13 protein-coding genes are annotated in these 14781 nt (G+C 68.0%); 4 read left to right on the top strand and 9 right to left on the bottom strand.

Annotated elements, in window-relative coordinates:
• Nucleotides 1-25: 25 nt before the first annotated feature.
• Nucleotides 26-1240: an NAD(P)/FAD-dependent oxidoreductase gene (locus D9601_RS13275; RefSeq protein WP_198354538.1), complete on the top strand. Its 1215-nt coding sequence runs from the start codon at nt 26-28 to the stop codon at nt 1238-1240.
• A 112-nt stretch (nt 1241-1352) separates the two neighbouring features.
• Here D9601_RS13275 and paoC read toward each other — a convergent pair whose 3' ends face one another.
• The 4 genes from paoC to D9601_RS13295 form a co-directional block, all read right to left on the bottom strand.
• A complete protein-coding gene (gene paoC, locus D9601_RS13280) occupies nt 1353-3572 on the bottom strand; it encodes an aldehyde oxidoreductase molybdenum-binding subunit PaoC (protein WP_198354539.1) in 2220 nt (739 codons plus the stop codon).
• Nucleotides 3569-4540 (bottom strand): FAD binding domain-containing protein, encoded by a 972-nt coding sequence (locus D9601_RS13285; protein WP_198354540.1) that lies wholly within the window; start codon nt 4538-4540, stop codon nt 3569-3571. The genes paoC and D9601_RS13285 overlap by 4 nt, the downstream gene beginning before the upstream one ends.
• On the bottom strand, nt 4537-5166 hold the full coding sequence (paoA, locus tag D9601_RS13290; protein WP_198354541.1) for an aldehyde dehydrogenase iron-sulfur subunit PaoA: 630 nt from the start codon (nt 5164-5166) through the stop codon (nt 4537-4539). The genes D9601_RS13285 and paoA overlap by 4 nt, the downstream gene beginning before the upstream one ends.
• A gap of 164 nt (nt 5167-5330) precedes the next feature.
• Nucleotides 5331-6137 carry a Crp/Fnr family transcriptional regulator gene (locus tag D9601_RS13295; protein ID WP_198354542.1) on the bottom strand — a complete coding sequence of 269 codons (807 nt, stop codon included), beginning with the start codon at nt 6135-6137 and terminating at the stop codon, nt 5331-5333.
• Between the two features lie 261 nt (nt 6138-6398).
• Between D9601_RS13295 and D9601_RS13300 the strand changes: the two genes are divergently transcribed.
• A complete protein-coding gene (locus tag D9601_RS13300; RefSeq protein ID WP_198354543.1) occupies nt 6399-7478 on the top strand; it encodes a catalase family protein in 1080 nt (359 codons plus the stop codon).
• A 9-nt stretch (nt 7479-7487) separates the two neighbouring features.
• Here the strand turns inward: D9601_RS13300 and D9601_RS13305 are convergent, their stop codons facing one another.
• Nucleotides 7488-7937, bottom strand: coding sequence for a MarR family winged helix-turn-helix transcriptional regulator (locus tag D9601_RS13305; protein WP_198354544.1), 450 nt, complete (start codon nt 7935-7937; stop codon nt 7488-7490).
• Between the two features lie 106 nt (nt 7938-8043).
• Between D9601_RS13305 and D9601_RS13310 the strand changes: the two genes are divergently transcribed.
• The gene (locus D9601_RS13310; RefSeq protein ID WP_198354545.1) at nt 8044-8469 is read left to right on the top strand and encodes an organic hydroperoxide resistance protein; all 426 of its coding nucleotides are present in this window, start codon (nt 8044-8046) and stop codon (nt 8467-8469) included.
• 120 nt (nt 8470-8589) lie between these two features.
• Complete coding sequence (locus D9601_RS13315) at nt 8590-9102, top strand: DUF1440 domain-containing protein (RefSeq protein ID WP_198354546.1); 513 nt, start codon at nt 8590-8592, stop codon at nt 9100-9102.
• Nucleotides 9103-9144: 42 nt separating this feature from the next.
• On the opposite strand, the gene D9601_RS13320 is transcribed toward D9601_RS13315, so the two are convergent.
• The 4 genes from D9601_RS13320 to D9601_RS13335 form a co-directional block, all read right to left on the bottom strand.
• Nucleotides 9145-10467 (bottom strand): PQQ-dependent sugar dehydrogenase, encoded by a 1323-nt coding sequence (locus D9601_RS13320; protein ID WP_198354547.1) that lies wholly within the window; start codon nt 10465-10467, stop codon nt 9145-9147.
• Between the two features lie 79 nt (nt 10468-10546).
• Complete coding sequence (locus D9601_RS13325; protein ID WP_198354548.1) at nt 10547-12697, bottom strand: TonB-dependent siderophore receptor; 2151 nt, start codon at nt 12695-12697, stop codon at nt 10547-10549.
• Nucleotides 12698-12760: 63 nt separating this feature from the next.
• A complete protein-coding gene (locus D9601_RS13330) occupies nt 12761-13606 on the bottom strand; it encodes a Brp/Blh family beta-carotene 15,15'-dioxygenase (RefSeq protein WP_198354549.1) in 846 nt (281 codons plus the stop codon).
• Nucleotides 13603-14316 (bottom strand): bacteriorhodopsin, encoded by a 714-nt coding sequence (locus D9601_RS13335; protein ID WP_198354550.1) that lies wholly within the window; start codon nt 14314-14316, stop codon nt 13603-13605. Before D9601_RS13335 ends, D9601_RS13330 begins: the two co-directional genes overlap by 4 nt.
• Between the last annotated feature and the right edge of the window lie 465 nt (nt 14317-14781).

Raw genomic sequence — 14781 nt, forward strand, 5'->3', positions numbered from 1 at the left:
GCTCTGTGCCCGCCATGTCACACCGATGCATTACGACATACTCATCGTCGGCGGCGGCCACGGCGGCGCACAGGCGGCGATCGCCCTGCGCCAGGGCGGTTATGCCGGCAGCATCGGGCTCGTCACCGAAGAGCCCGAACTGCCCTATGAGCGTCCGCCGCTATCCAAGGATTATCTGAGCGGCGCCAAGCCGTTCGAGCGGATGCTGATCCGCCCGCCCGCCTTCTGGGCGGAGCGCGAGGTTGCGATGGTGACCGGCCGTCGGGTCGTCGCGGTCGAACCGGTCGCGCGGCAGGTGACCACGCAGGACGGCACGACGATCGGCTATGGCGAGCTGATCTGGGCGGCGGGCGGCCATGCCCGGCGGCTGGGCTGCGGCGGGGCCGATCTGGCCGGCGTCCATACGATGCGCAGCCGCGCCGACGCCGACCGGCTGATGGCGGAGCTGCCACAGGTCGGCCATGCAGTGGTGATCGGCGGCGGCTATATCGGGCTGGAGGCGGCATCCGCGCTGCGCACGCGCGGCGTCGCGGTGACCCTGATCGAGGCGGCGGATCGCGTGCTGGCGCGCGTGGCGGGCGAGGCGCTGTCCCGCTTCTATGAGGCGGCGCATCGCACGCAGGGTGTCGACCTGCGCCTGAACACCGCCGTCGATTGCCTGCTCGGGGACACGCGGGTCGAGGGCGTGCGGCTCGGCGACGGCAGCGTCATCGCCTGCGATCTCGTCGTCGTCGGGATCGGCATCGTGCCGGCGGTGGCGCCGTTGCTCGCCGCGGGGGCGGCCGGCGGCGATGGCGCCGACGTCGATGCGCAGGGGCGGACGACGCTGCCGCACGTCTTTGCGATCGGCGACTGCGCGCGGCATGCGAACCGCTTCGCCGGCGGCGGCGCGATCCGGCTGGAATCGGTGCAGAACGCCAACGATCAGGCGACGGTCGCGGCGAAGACGATCCTAGGGCAGGATGTCGCCTATGACGCCGTGCCGTGGTTCTGGTCGGACCAATACGACCTGAAGCTGCAGACGGTCGGCCTGTCAACCGGCCACGATCTGGCAGTGGTGCGCGGCGATCCGGCGGACCGGTCGTTCTCGGTGGTCTATTTCCGCGACGGGCGCGTGGTGGCGCTCGACTGCGTCAACCGGGTCAAGGATTATGTCCAGGGCCGCAAGCTGGTCGAGGCGGGCGCCATGCCCGACGCGGCGCGGGTCGCGGATGCTGGGGTGGCGCTCAAGGAGCTATAACGAGCGTCACCCACTCACCCTCACCCGTTCGCCGGCTACGCCGGCTTTTCCCTCTCCCAACGGGAGAGGGAGGGAGGCGCGCAGTGCCGGAGGGTGAGGGCGGCCCGCGGCCTCACGCCACCGCAGGCAGTTTCTCCAGATGCTTGTCGAGCGTGATCGGATAGTCACGCACGCGCACGCCGGTGGCATTGTAGATCGCATTGGCGATCGCCGCGCCGACCCCGCACAGCCCGAGCTCGCCGACGCCCTTCGCCTTCATCGGCGACGTCATCGGATCGACCTCGTCCAGGAATATCACCTCCTGATGCGGGATGTCGGCATGGACCGGCACCTCATAGCCGGCGAGGTCGTGGTTGACGAAGAAGCCGAAGCGCGTGTCGACCGCCAGTTCCTCCATCAGCGCCGCGCCGACGCCCATCGTCATCGCGCCGATCACCTGGCTGCGCGCCGACTTGGGGTTGAGGATGCGGCCCGCGGCGCATACCGCGAGCATCCGGCGCACCCGCACCTCGCCGGTATAGGCATCGACACCGACCTCGACGAAATGGCCGGCGAAGGTCGATTGCTGCGCCTGCTTGGCGAGGTCGCCATATTCGATCGTGTCCTCGGCGGAGAGGCCGGCGTCGCCCGCCGCTTCCGCCAGGCTGACGCTGCGGTTGCCGGCACGCACCTTGCCGTCCTCGAAGGTGACGTCGGCGGAGTTGAAGCCGAGCTTCTGCGCCACCGTGTCACGCAGCTTCATGCAGGCGGCGTAGACGCCCGCGGTGGAGCTGTTGCCGCCCCATTGCCCGCCCGAGCCGGACGAGACCGGGAAGGACGAATCGCCGAGCAGCACGACGACCTTGTCGAGCGGCACGCCCATCATCTCCGCCGCGGTCTGGGCGATCACGGTGTAGCTGCCGGTGCCGATGTCGGTCATGTCGGTGGCGACGGTGACGACGCCCTTGCGGTCGATGCCGACGCGCGCGCCCGACTTCATGTTCATGTTGTTGCGGAATCCCGCCGCCACCCCCATGCCGACGAGCCAGCGGCCGTCGCGGGTCTGCGCCGGCTTGGCGCTGCGCCGCGACCACCCGAACCGGTCGGCGCCCTGGCGCAGGCATTCGACCAGATGCCGCTGCGAGAACGGGCGCTCGGGCTTCGCCGGATCGACCTGCGTGTCGTTGATGATGCGGAATTCGACCGGGTCCATCCCCAGCTTCTCCGCCATCTCGTCCATCGCGATCTCCAGCGCCATCAGCCCCGGCGCCTCGCCCGGCGCGCGCATCGCATTGCCCTCCGGCAGGTCGAGCACCGCGAGGCGCATCGCCGTCATCCGGTTGGCGCCGGCGTAGAGCAATTTGGTCTGCGACACCGCCGTCTCCGGCCCGCCGCCGGGCAGGTCGCCCGAGGCGCTTTCGTGCGCGATCGCGGTGATGCGACCGTCCTTGCCGCAGCCGATGCGGATGCGCTGGATCGTCGCCGGGCGATGCGTCGTGTTGTTGGCGATCAGCGGCCGCTGCAGCGCCACTTTGACCGGCCGCCCCGCCGCCTTCGCACCGAGCGCGGCCATGATCGCGTCGGAGCGGACGAACAATTTGCCGCCGAAGCCGCCGCCGACATAGGGCGAGATCAGCCGCACCTTCTCCTTGGGGATGCCGAGCGTCGTCGCGACGTCGCCCTTGCCCCAGTTGATCATCTGGTTCGAGGTCCACAGCGTCAGCTCGTCGCCGTTCCATGCCGCGATCGAGGCATGCGGCTCCATCATCGCGTGGCTCTGGTCGGGCGTCGTGTAGCGCGCGTCGAGCGTCACCGGCGCGGCGGCGAACGCCTTGTCGAAGTCGCCGACCCGCTGCACCGGCGGCGCCTTCGATCCTTCGCCGCTGTCGTCGCCCTTCAGCGGCGCATGGTCGAGCTCGCTGGCGAGATCGAAGCGGCCCTTGCCGCGTGCATAGTCGACGCGGATCAGCGCGGCGGCGGCGCGCGCCTGTTCGAACGTCTCCGCGACGACGACGGCGATCGCCTGATGATAATGATCGACCGCGGGGCCGCCGAGCAGCTTGGCGGTGTTCATCTTGCCCTTGCCGAGCGGGCCGGCATTGTCGGCGGTGACGATCGCGATCACGCCAGGTGCGGCCTTGGCGGCGGCAAGGTCCATGCTTGCGATCCGCCCCTTGGCGATCGCCGAGCCGAGCACATAGCCATAGGCCGCGTTCGGTGCCGCGCGGTGCTGCTCATAGGCATAGGGCGCGGTGCCGGTGGTCTTGTACTTGCCGTCGATGCGATCGGTCGGCTTGCCGATCACCTTCAGCTGGTCGATCGGATTCTGGCCGGCGGGCGTGTCGAACTTCATGCCCTGCTTCCTCCCTGCATGGCCTTGGCATCGGCCATCGCCGCGGCGAGCGTGCGCTCGACCAGCGGCACCTTGAATGCATTGTCCCGCGTCGGTCGTGCGCCGGCGAGCAGGCGGGATGCGACCGCCTTGGCCCCCTGCGGCATCGCCGCCTCCGCCGCCTCGACGCGCCAGGGCTTGGGCGCGATGCCGCCGATCGCGGCGCGGCCGCTGCCGTTCGGCTGGATCACCGCGGCAACCGAGACCAGGGCATAGGCATAGGAGGCGCGGTCGCGCACCTTGCGATAGACGTGCGTGCCGCCGAGCGGGCGGGGCAGGGTGACCGCGGTGATCAGCTCGCCCGGCTTCAGATTGGTGTCGAACTGCGGCGCGTCGCCGGGCAGGCGGTGCAGGTCGGCGATGGGGATGGCGCGGGTCGTGCCGTCCGGCATCACCGTTTCGACCTGCGCGTCGAGCACGCGCATCGCCACCGCCATGTCGCCGGGGAAGGTGGCGATACAGGCGTCGCTCGACCCGATGATCGCGAGCTGGCGCGAATAGCCGCCGATCGCGGCGCAGCCCGAGCCCGGCTTGCGCTTGTTGCACGCCTGATTGGTGTCGTAGAAATAGGGGCAGCGCGTCCGCTGCAGCAGATTGCCCGCGGTCGTCGCCTTGTTGCGCAACTGGCCGGAGGCGCCGGCGACGATCGCGCGGGTCAGCACGCCATAGTCGCGCCGTACCCGCTCGTCGCTGGCAAGCGCGGTGTTGGTGACCAGGGCACCGATACGCAGCCCGCCCTGGTCGGTCGGCTCGATGCGATCGAGCTTCAGGTCTTGCACGTCGATCAGATGCGCCGGCGTCTCGATCTCCAGCTTCATCAGGTCGAGCAGATTGGTGCCGCCAGCCAGGAACTTGGTGCCGGGCGTCCGTGCCGCCGCGGCGGCGGCTTCGGCGGGCGTCTTGGCGCGCGTATAGGTGAACGGCCTCATGCCTTGCCTCCTGCGACATCGGCCATCGCCTCGGCGATATTCGAATAGGCGCCGCAGCGGCAGATGTTGCCGCTCATCCGCTCGCGCATTTCCATATTGCTCGCCTGTGGCCTGGCGGTGAGGTCGGCCTGGACGTGGCTGGGCACGCCGGCCTTGATTTCGTCGAGCACCGCCACCGCCGAACAGATCTGGCCCGGTGTGCAATAGCCGCACTGATAGCCGTCATGCTTGATGAAGGCCGCCTGCATCGGATGCAGCTTCTCGGGCGTGCCCAGCCCCTCGATCGTGGTGATCCGGTCGCCCTGATGCTGGAGCGCGAGGCTGAGGCAGCTGTTGATCCTCTTGCCCTCGACGATCACCGTGCAGGCGCCGCACTGGCCGTGGTCGCAGCCCTTCTTGGTGCCGGTCAGGTGCAGATGCTCGCGCAGCGCGTCGAGCAATGTCGTGCGGGTGTCGAGATCGAGCGTCTGCTTGCGGCCGTTGACCGTAAAGGTCACCGGCATGCGGCTGGGCGCGGCGGCGGGCAACGGCTGTGCGTCGGCGGGCATGGCGGTCAGCGCGGCACAGGTCGCGCCGCCGACGATCACGCCGCGGCGCGAGACCGCGAGTTCGTCCCTTGAGGACATGGCTGATTTTGCTCCCTGTAGCGCCCGCACGGCAGGATGAAGCCCGGGTCGAGGCGGATGGTATCCGCTACCGAACGTTTGATCGGACATCGGCGTTCCGTGACGTTTCGTTGCGTACGAAAACCGACCGGAACGCCGGGCTACGGCTGCCGGGAAGAACGCGCCTATCGTGCGTCGAAGAACGCGGCGCCGTCGCCAGCGCCATCGACCTGCGTGCCGAGGATCAGCCGCTGATAGGCCTGTTCCGCGGGACCATAGGTATCGCCGGCGATCTCCATCAGCTTGGCGCGATTGCGCACCACGACCCGGCCGCGCAGCCCGCGCACCGCCTGCTCCGCTTCCAACCGATGCAGTGCCTCGGTGATGCTGGAGCGACGCACGCCGAGCATCAACCGGAATTCCTCATGCGTCAGGCAAATGTCGTCGCCGCTGACCCGATCGTGATAGAGCAGGATCCAGCGCGCCATGCGACGTTCGACGGGATGAACCAGCGACGACACGATGGTGCTCGCCATTTGGACGTTGATGACGTTGACGAAGCGCAGCAATTGATCGCGCAGCGTCGGGCTTTCCTCGATCGCCGCGAGCAGGGGCGCGCGGGCGATATGCAGGGCGGTGCATCCCTCGGCGCGCATCACCACATCATGCGGCCAGTGCGTCTCGCCGAGCAGCAACGGCCAGCCGAACAGGCCCTCGCGCCCGACCAGCCCGACGGCAAGGCGACGGCCGTCCGAATGGGAATCGAGCATCGCGGCTACTGCACCTTCCGGAAAACAGATCCGGTCGATCGGCGTCCCGGTGCGCGCAATCTCCTCACCGATCACGAACGACGTGCGGTGGAGATGGGGAGCGAGCAGCGCCAGATCGTCAGGATCCAGGCTGGTCAGGAAGCTGTTGCGGTACACATCGCCGGTCGCCGCCACATGGACGCGGATCGGGTTGCCGTGCTGCTCGATCATATCTGCCGTCATCTTGCCCCGATTTAGTAACCCGTATCGGCCCGGTCCATGTAGTGTTGACCTGTGCACGGTTCCGTACAGAAACCGTGATTGCTTGCGATTTGTTGTCAAAAAGCGACCGAAAGAGCTGTCATCATGCTGCGAATAGTTCGCAGATTGGTTGGCATCCTGTCGTGGTCGGCGCGATTGCATATCGCGGCGCAATATTGACCTAATTTAAGGCGACAGACGTACGCTACACCCCCTCCACCGTTTGGCCAAAAGGATCATGTCATGACGCAGCCTCCCGTTCGCTACGCCGACGATGTCGAGACGATTGCTGATGAGGAGCGTGACACCCATCGGCAACTCAACGACACCTTCGACGTGATCCTGGAACGCACGGCAGCGGACTATGGCCACGCGGTGCGATCCGTTCATGCCAAGGCACACGGCATCCTGAAGGGCCAGATGACGATCGACGAAGGCTTGCCGCCTGAGCTGGCGCAGGGGCTTTTCGCGACGCCGGGCTCGCATGACGTGCTCCTGCGTCTGTCGACCAATGCCGGCGACCTGCTGCCCGACGTGATCAGCCTGCCGCGCGGATTGGCGATGAAAGTGCTCGGCGTCACGGGCGATCGGTTGCCGGATGCGGACGGCGACACGCAGGATTTCGTGATGGTCAACGGGCCCGTTTTCCAAGCGAAGACGGCGGAGAAGTTCCTCGGCAATCTCAAGCTGCTCGCCAAAACCACCGACCGGATCGAAGCGGGCAAGACCGCGATCTCCGCAGTGCTGCGCGGCGTGCACCACGCGCTCGAGGCGGTTGGCACCAAGATCGCGGCGGTCGACTCGCTAGGCGGCGCGCCCAACGTCGATCCGCTTGGCGAGACCTATTATAGCGCGACGCCGTTCCGCTACGGCGACCATATCGCCAAGTTCAGTCTGGTACCGGTGGCGCCGGACCAGACCGCGCTGACCGGCCGGATCGTCGAGGTTGACGGGCGCGAGAACGCGATCCGCGAGGATGTGCGCGACGAGATGCGCACGCTCGACGCGACATGGGAATTCCGCGTGCAGCTCTGCCGCGACCTCGACAAGCAGCCGGTCGAGGACCCGACCACCGAGTGGAAAGAGGAAGACTCGCCCTTCGTCCGCGTCGCCACCGTGCGCGTGCCGGCACAGGACAGTTGGGATGAGGCGACGGTGCGGGCGGTCAACGAGGAGATGCGCTTCAGCGTGTGGACCGGGCTCGCCGCGCATCGCCCGCTCGGCAACATCAACCGGGCACGACGCGACACCTATCGTCACTCGGCCGACTTCCGGGCGCGCTTCAACGGTTGCCCCTATCACGAGCCGGCTGCGCAGGAGTGATCCCAGGTCTCAGCCGGGATCGGTCAGCGCCGCATGGAGCGTCTTGATCTTGGCGTTCAGGTCGATGGCGTCGGCGGGTGCCAGGCCGCTCCGCTGGAGGAGCGCCGGGCCAAGGCAGCCGGTCTCGCGCCAGCGCTGCACACCCGCCTCGGTCAGGCTGATGCGCACCTGCCGCTCGTCCCTGGTGTCGCGGGCGCGCGACACCAGGCCGACCGCCTCGAGGCGCTTGATGAGCGGCGTGATCGTGCTGGACTCGAGGCTGAGCCGCTCCGCGATCTGGCCGATCGTGCGCCCATCCTGCTCGCGGATCGCCTGCAGCACCAGAAACTGCGGATAGGTGATGCCCAACCGATCGAGCATCGGTTTATAGGCCCGGTTGATCGCGATCGTCGCGGCATAAAGCGAGAAGCAGAGCTGCTCGTCGAGGGGCAGCGGGGCGGGGGGCGGATCGACAGCCATCGCAACAGCTTACCACAAGTTGGTTATCGCGATACGTTTTTTGTTTACGCGCCGCTAAATCGCGCCTAGATAGTTATCGCGATAAGAATCCTGTGAGGAGATCAGCATGTCTATCGACGTCAAGTACAGCACCGCCGCCACCGCCACCGGGGGCCGCGACGGTCATGCGCGCAGTGACGATGGCCGTGTCGACGTGAAGCTGTCGACCCCGCGCGAGCTGGGTGGCGCGGGCGGCGAGGGGACGAATCCTGAGCAATTGTTCGCTGCCGGCTATTCGGCCTGTTTCATCGGTGCGCTGAAGGCCGCGGGCCAGCAGCTCAAGGTGAAGGTGCCGGACGACGTCGCCGTGTCGGCGAAGGTCGGTATCGGTCCGCGCGCCGCCGGCGGCTTCGGCATCACCGCCGACCTGACTGTCGACCTTCCCGGTCTCGATCGCGAGCAGGCGCAAAAGCTGGTCGAGGCCGCGCATCAGATCTGCCCCTATTCCAACGCGACGCGGGGCAATGTCGATGTGGGCCTGACGATCGCCTGATCCCGCTGACGGTGCGCTCGCGTACCGGACCTGCCGTTGGTCCCCCTCGAGGGGATCGTCGGCCGGCGGCACGGGTTATCCTGGATCAGTGCCGGATCATCCGGCCGCCGGGAGACAGCGATGACCCAGCCGAGCGAACAGACTGTCGGCGCGCGCGTGGTACGCGGCGCCTTGGCCGGAATCGTCGCGGGGGTGGCCGCCTCCTTCGCCATGGATCGCTTTCAGGCGCTGGCCGGCGCCCTTTCCGGCGACAGCGACGGATCTGACGAGGAGCCGGCGACCGCCAAGGCGGCGGATGCGATCGTCGCTCACACGGTCGGCGGCACCGTGCCGCAGCCGGACAAGCCGCTCGCCGGTCAGCTCGTCCATTATGCGCTGGGTGCGGCGCTGGGCGTCGCCTACGGCATTGCGGCGGAATTCCGGCCGGGGGTCACCGCCGGCTATGGCAGCGCCTTCGGCACCGCCACCGCGGCGCTGCTCGACGAAGGGGCAGTACCGGCCGCCGGCCTCGGCGCAGCGCCGTGGAACAGCCCGGCATCGACGCATCTATACGGTCTGTCCTCGCATCTCGTCTTCGGCGCGACCGCCGAACTGGTCCGCGCGCAGGTGGCCAAGACCTTGCAACCGGCCTGAACGGACAGCGTCCCGGCCGAGGGCGCGGCCGCGGCGCCGGGATCAGCGCGCGGCGACCCGCCAGATCGTGTTGCCGACGTCGTCCGCGACCAACAGGCCACCGGTCTTGTCGCCGATCACCCCGACTGGCCGGCCCTGCGCCTTGCCGTCCGCGTCGAGAAAACCGGTCAGCACGTCGACCGGCTTGGCGTTGGCGGCCGGGAAGCCGCGTGCGCCGAAGGGCACGAACGCCACTTTATAGCCCGACACCGGCTTGCGGTTCCACGAACCATGTTCGCCGACGAAAGCGCCATGGGCGAAGCGAGCGCCGAGCTTCAGGCCGTCGGCGAAGGTCAGGCCGAGCGCGGCGACGTGCGGCCCCATCGCGAAATCGGGGCGTTTCGAATATTGCTGCAGGTCGGGATTGGCGGGTTCGACCCGGCGATCGGGATAGCCGCCCCAATAATACCAGGGCCAGCCGAACTGGTCGCCGAATTCGACCTGGGTCAGATAGTCGGGGGCAAGGTCGCTGCCCAGCATGTCGCGCTCGTTGACCACCGTCCACAGCTGGCCGTTGTCGGGATTTATCGCCATGCCCTGCGGATTGCGCAGGCCGGAGGCGTAGATGCGGAAGGTCTTTTCCTTCGGCCAGACCTGCAGGATGTTGGCGCGGAACTTCTCCGCCGCCAGCCCCTCGTCGGCGATGTTGGTCGCCGATCCGACGCCGACGAACAATGTGCGGCCGTCGGGCGCGGGGATCAGCGTGCGCGCCCAGTGATTGCCGCCGCCGTTCAGCTTGACCACCAGCTCCGGCTTGGCGGTGATCTGCGTCGCGCCGTCTTGATAGGGCACGCGGACGACCGCATCGGTGTTGGCGACGTAGAGCTGCCCTTCGAACAGGGCCATGCCGGTCGGCGAATTGAGACCGGTCAGCAAGACATGGCGTTCCTCGGCGACGCCGTCGCCATTGGCGTCGCGGAGCAGGGTGATGCGGTTCGCCGACGGCACGCCGGCGCCGGCCTTGCCCATCAGATGGCGCATCACGAAGCCCTGGATGCCACCGCCGTCGCGCGGCGGGCTGTTGCTCTCGGCGACCAGCACGTCGCCATTGGGCAGACGATACAGCCAGCGCGGGTGATCGAGCCCGGTCGCGAAGGCCTTCACCGCCAGCCCCGGCGCCGCAACCGGCGTCTTGCCATTCTGCCAGCCGATCGCGTCGGCGACCTTGACCGTCGGGATCGTCTGGTCGCGCGGATCGGTGATCTGCGGCGTCTTGCCGGTCACCCGCTCGAACGGCACGCGCGCGGTGTCCGGCCAAGCCAGCCAGGCGATCACGGCGATGCCGATGGCGGCGATGATGCCGAGCAGGCGAAGGGTGTGCTTCATGCCGCCACGCTAGGCGAGCCGCCGGATCGAGACAATGGCCGGCGGCGTACCCCTCCCCGAAAGGGAGGGGTATGCGCCTTCAGAAGCGGATGCCGATCGTCCCCTGCACGGTGCGGCGGTTGCCGTACCAGCACCAATTGTAATTGGCGAAGCAGCTGGTCAGATACTGCCGGTCGAACAGGTTGGTCGCGTTGACCGAGAGGGTCAGCCCCTTCAGCGTCGGCAGGGCATGTTCCAGGTCGTAGCGGATCAGCGCGTCATAGACGGTGTATCCCGGCGTATCGCGCGCGATCCCGTCATAGGCGGAAACGCCGGCATAGCTGCTGTCGACGTGGCGCACCGCGCCGCCCAGGGTCAGCCCCTTGAGCGCGCCGCCGGCCGGCGACCATTCGAGATTGGCCGAGGCACCGCCACGGCCGACCGTCTCCAGCCGCCGCCCGACCCGCGACGGGTCGTCCGCGTCGGCAGTGACCTTGACGCTCTGCCGGCTGAACGCCGCGCGCAACGCAAAGCCGTGCGGCAGCGGCGCATAGCCTTCGAATTCGACGCCGGTCGAGCGCACCCGGCCGGTCTGGCGCGACACGGTGAAGTCGGGGGTGGAGGTGAGCACATTGGTCTGGTCGATGCGGAACCAGGCGCCCGACAGCAGGATTGGCGTGCCCGGCACGGTGAATTTGGCGCCCGCCTCGATCTGCTTGCCGAGCGACGGATCGGCGATGCCGAGCGTGCCGTCGGCGCGCCGCACCGTCGAACCCTGCGGCTCGAACGAGGTCGCGTAGCTCACATAAGGGGCGAGGCCGAAGGGCAAGGTGTAGAGCGCGCCGGCGCGCCAGGTGAACTGGCGGTCGTCCTTGGCGCCGAGCCCCGCCTGTTCGGCATGCGCCCAGTCGTGGCGGCCGCTGAGCACGACGCGCAGCGCGCCGAGCGCGAGCTGGTCCTGCGCATAGACGCCCTGCTGGCGCTGGCGGACCAGATAGTTGCCGCCAAAGGCATCCGGCACCTGGGCCGGCGTCTGCGGCACGGCGACGGTGCCGTAGACCGGCGCATAGACGTCGAGCGACGGCGCCGAACCGAAGGCGAAATCCTCCGTCGAATGCGCAACCTGCCGGTCGACGCCGAACAGCAGATTGTGGGTCAGCGGACCGGTGGCGACGCGGCCGGTCAGCTGATTGTCATAGGTCCAATTGTCGAGTTGCTCGTCGGTCGCATAGGAGGCGCGGGCAAAGCGCCGCAGCGTCGCATCGTCGGGGGCGCCGCTGACGTAAATCAGGCCGAGCTTGGCGGTGACATGCTGGTAGCGGCCCGACGAACGCAATGCCCAGCCATTGCCGAAATCGTGGCGGAAGATGTAGGTCAGCGCCGCCTGCTCGCGCTGGAAGCGGTTGCCCGCCTCGCCGCCGTCGAAGTCGGTCGGCAACCGCCCGTTGGGATTGGCGATCAGCGTGCCGAGCGCCGGGAATACCCCATAGGTGCCGTTGTAGGGATCGTGCGAATAGGCGCCGAGCAGGGTGAAGCTGGTCGACGTCCCGGCCCCCGCGGTGACCGCCGCCGACACGGTCTGCCGCTCGCGCTTGCCGAACCTTTGCTGGGTCGAGGCACCATTGGCACTGCCGTACAGCCGCCACAGCACGTCCCCGCCCGCACGGCCGCCGACATCGGCGTCGACGCGATACAGGTCGTAGGTGCCGTAGGTGCCGGTGATCGCGCCATAGAGGTCGGCGTCGATCGGCAGCTTGCTGGTCTGCGCGACAAGGCCGCCCGGGCTCGACTGGCCGTAGAGCACCGAGGCCGGCCCCTTGACCACCTCGACGCGGTCGAGCCGCGACACGTCGGCCTGCGGCACCGCATAGCCGGTCGGGCTCTGGAACAGCTTCAACCCGTCGAGAAAAACGGGGGCGTCGAAACCGCGCAGCTTGAACTGGTCATAGACCTCCGCGCTGGCGCCGCGCGTCTCGGGCGTGACGCCGGCAACGAAACGCAGCGCCTGGTTGAGGTTCTGCAGGCCGAGTTCGGCGATATCCTCGCCGGTGATCAGGCTGATCGACTGTGGCGTCTCGGCGATCGGCGTCGCGCTCTTGGTGCCGGACGACACCTCTTCGCGGTCCTGCTGGCCGGTGACGACGATGTCGGCCCGCTCGCTTTCCGGGCTGCGCTGGGTCTGCGCCTGGGCCGCGCCGGCGAGGATGGTGGTGCCGCAGAGCAGGACCGCGACGTACCGAGACAATGACATACTGATTCCCTTTCGGGAGCCGCGCTAGTGATATTGAGAGCAACTATCAATAGCGTTCTGTCGTCAGGGTCTTGTCACGGCAGGCGATGGCCGTCCGGCAGGCGCGTGTCCGCTTTCGAAGAAAGGGGTGACCAAGAGATGCGGCATGGCGAGCGCGGCGATGCCCGCGAACAGCGCCCTGATGCCGCTGGGATCACTGTGCAGCAGGATCGCGGCGACCACCGCCACCGACGCCGCCGCGGCGAACAGGATTGGTGCGGTGGCGCGCAGATAGGCGAAGTTGCTCCGGCAGCCGATCATCCGGCGACGGATTGCCGTCTGCGGCAGGGCGTGAAGGATCAGGAAGCCGACAGCGAAACCGACCAGCGGCGGCAGCAACAGCAGCGCGACCGTACCGACGAGCAGCCGCGTCTGGCGCCGCTGCAGGCCGAGGATCAGCAGATAGGCCGCAGCCGCGCCGCCTGCCGCGGCCATCGCGACCGCAGCGGTGAACGGCACACCCGCCTCGCCGGCTGCGCGCTGCAGCAGTGCGTGCAGGGCAGTGACATGCAGCGTGGCGGGCGTCGTGACCAGGCTGAGGCCGCGGGCGATCCGCTCCATCGCACTTCCCTGCGGTGCGTCCTCCATGGCGAAATGGATGGCGGAGGCGAGCAGGAAGAGCGGCAGCGCCACCGCGGGGTCGACGATCCACCAGCCGAGGCAGAGCAGCGACACCGCGGCATAGGCGACGAGGAACAGCGGGCGGCGGCCCGGCGCGACGATGGCGAGATCGCTGGCGCCATGCGCCATGCCGATCGCGCCGATCGCCACGACCGCGAAGCCGAGCTGAACCGGCAGCGGGCCGACGGCCGCCGCCACCGCCGCCGCTGCCAGCACGCTCCAGCCGAGAGCCGGAGCGCGGACGGTCACGCGCCGTAGCCGCGGTCGTCGCGATGTTCGGCCAGCGCCTTGTCGAGATTGGCGGCGGCGTAGAAGGCGTAGACCACCTTGGCGACGACATCCATGATCAGGATCGCCCAGACCGACGCCGGGTCGCTGATCATCTTCAGCCCCTCCGGCCCAACCGCGAAGACGATCGGGTACAGGAACCAGATCACGGTCAGGAAGGTGACGTTCTTGCCATAAGCGGCGCCGATCGCCGACCCGCGGCTGTTGGCGATCGTCTTCAGCGGGCCCCACAGCAGGTAGAGGACGCCGAGGAAGGCGGCGCACGACCAGGCGAACCAGATCCATTTGACCAGCGGCGCTTGGACCAGCGACGAGATCAGGCCGGTGACGATCATCAGCACGTCGAGTGTGATGATGGCGGTGAGATGGCCGCCGACCTCGCCGGTCCGTCCACGCTCGTGAAAGGCGACCAGCACCAGCCCGGCCAGCAGGATCGGCGTCGTCACCGACCAGTCGAGGTAGCGGGCGACATAGGTCACCGAACCCTCGCCGGTAAACAGCGTGCCGATGCCGAACGCCATCGCCAGATAGGCGGTCGCGGCAATGAACGGCACGGTGGCGTGCAGCAGCGTGTGATGCCCCGACGGATGCGTCTTCTTGCCAGTGGCGTAGATCGCAAGCGATCCCAGCGACATGACGGTGAAGCCGACGAGAAAGGCAGTCTGATCCATGGGCCGAACCCTTCACGAATAGGCGGGCGGCCCGATTGCCGTCCTCGACCGCCTAACGTGGATTGTTATCTTTTGTGTCCCGCTCCGACGCGCCGGCTGCAAAAAGGCCGCCTGCCGTGGCGATGGCCGGCGCTGTCCTACAACCTTCGCCGCTGCTAGAACTGCATTCGGCGGACCGCCCGCCGCGCTGCTTCTCATCGTCGATGACGTCACGTCGAACTTCGCCAGGACCGATCGTCGGAATGTCGTCAGGCAGAGTCATGCTGCAGGCGGCTCTGACACAGGTGCGACTTTTGCGACTTTCCGATCCGCATTGGTTTCAGGACAGGCAGAATGCCTGCGACCTTTGCGACCTTCCAGTCTGGTCGGCGTCCGCGATCGATGCGTTGGGTGCGACCTTCGTGACTTTCCGATACCTCGCTTCCACAGCGGCCTTGCGCAAAAAGGCCGCCGGCATCGCTGCCG

Source organism: Sphingomonas sp. MA1305, assembly GCF_016107325.1.
GTDB lineage: Bacteria > Pseudomonadota > Alphaproteobacteria > Sphingomonadales > Sphingomonadaceae > Sphingomonas.

What these genes read in the sequence shown, in the direction of transcription:
- D9601_RS13275 (WP_198354538.1), top strand. Translation starts at nt 26, where the DNA reads ATGCATTACGACATACTCATCGTCGGCGGCGGCCACGGCGGCGCACAG.
- paoC (WP_198354539.1), bottom strand. Translation starts at nt 3,572, where the DNA reads ATGAAGTTCGACACGCCCGCCGGCCAGAATCCGATCGACCAGCTGAAG.
- D9601_RS13285 (WP_198354540.1), bottom strand. Translation starts at nt 4,540, where the DNA reads ATGAGGCCGTTCACCTATACGCGCGCCAAGACGCCCGCCGAAGCCGCC.
- paoA (WP_198354541.1), bottom strand. Translation starts at nt 5,166, where the DNA reads ATGTCCTCAAGGGACGAACTCGCGGTCTCGCGCCGCGGCGTGATCGTC.
- D9601_RS13295 (WP_198354542.1), bottom strand. Translation starts at nt 6,137, where the DNA reads ATGACGGCAGATATGATCGAGCAGCACGGCAACCCGATCCGCGTCCAT.
- D9601_RS13300 (WP_198354543.1), top strand. Translation starts at nt 6,399, where the DNA reads ATGACGCAGCCTCCCGTTCGCTACGCCGACGATGTCGAGACGATTGCT.
- D9601_RS13305 (WP_198354544.1), bottom strand. Translation starts at nt 7,937, where the DNA reads ATGGCTGTCGATCCGCCCCCCGCCCCGCTGCCCCTCGACGAGCAGCTC.
- D9601_RS13310 (WP_198354545.1), top strand. Translation starts at nt 8,044, where the DNA reads ATGTCTATCGACGTCAAGTACAGCACCGCCGCCACCGCCACCGGGGGC.
- D9601_RS13315 (WP_198354546.1), top strand. Translation starts at nt 8,590, where the DNA reads ATGACCCAGCCGAGCGAACAGACTGTCGGCGCGCGCGTGGTACGCGGC.
- D9601_RS13320 (WP_198354547.1), bottom strand. Translation starts at nt 10,467, where the DNA reads ATGAAGCACACCCTTCGCCTGCTCGGCATCATCGCCGCCATCGGCATC.
- D9601_RS13325 (WP_198354548.1), bottom strand. Translation starts at nt 12,697, where the DNA reads ATGTCATTGTCTCGGTACGTCGCGGTCCTGCTCTGCGGCACCACCATC.
- D9601_RS13335 (WP_198354550.1), bottom strand. Translation starts at nt 14,316, where the DNA reads ATGGATCAGACTGCCTTTCTCGTCGGCTTCACCGTCATGTCGCTGGGA.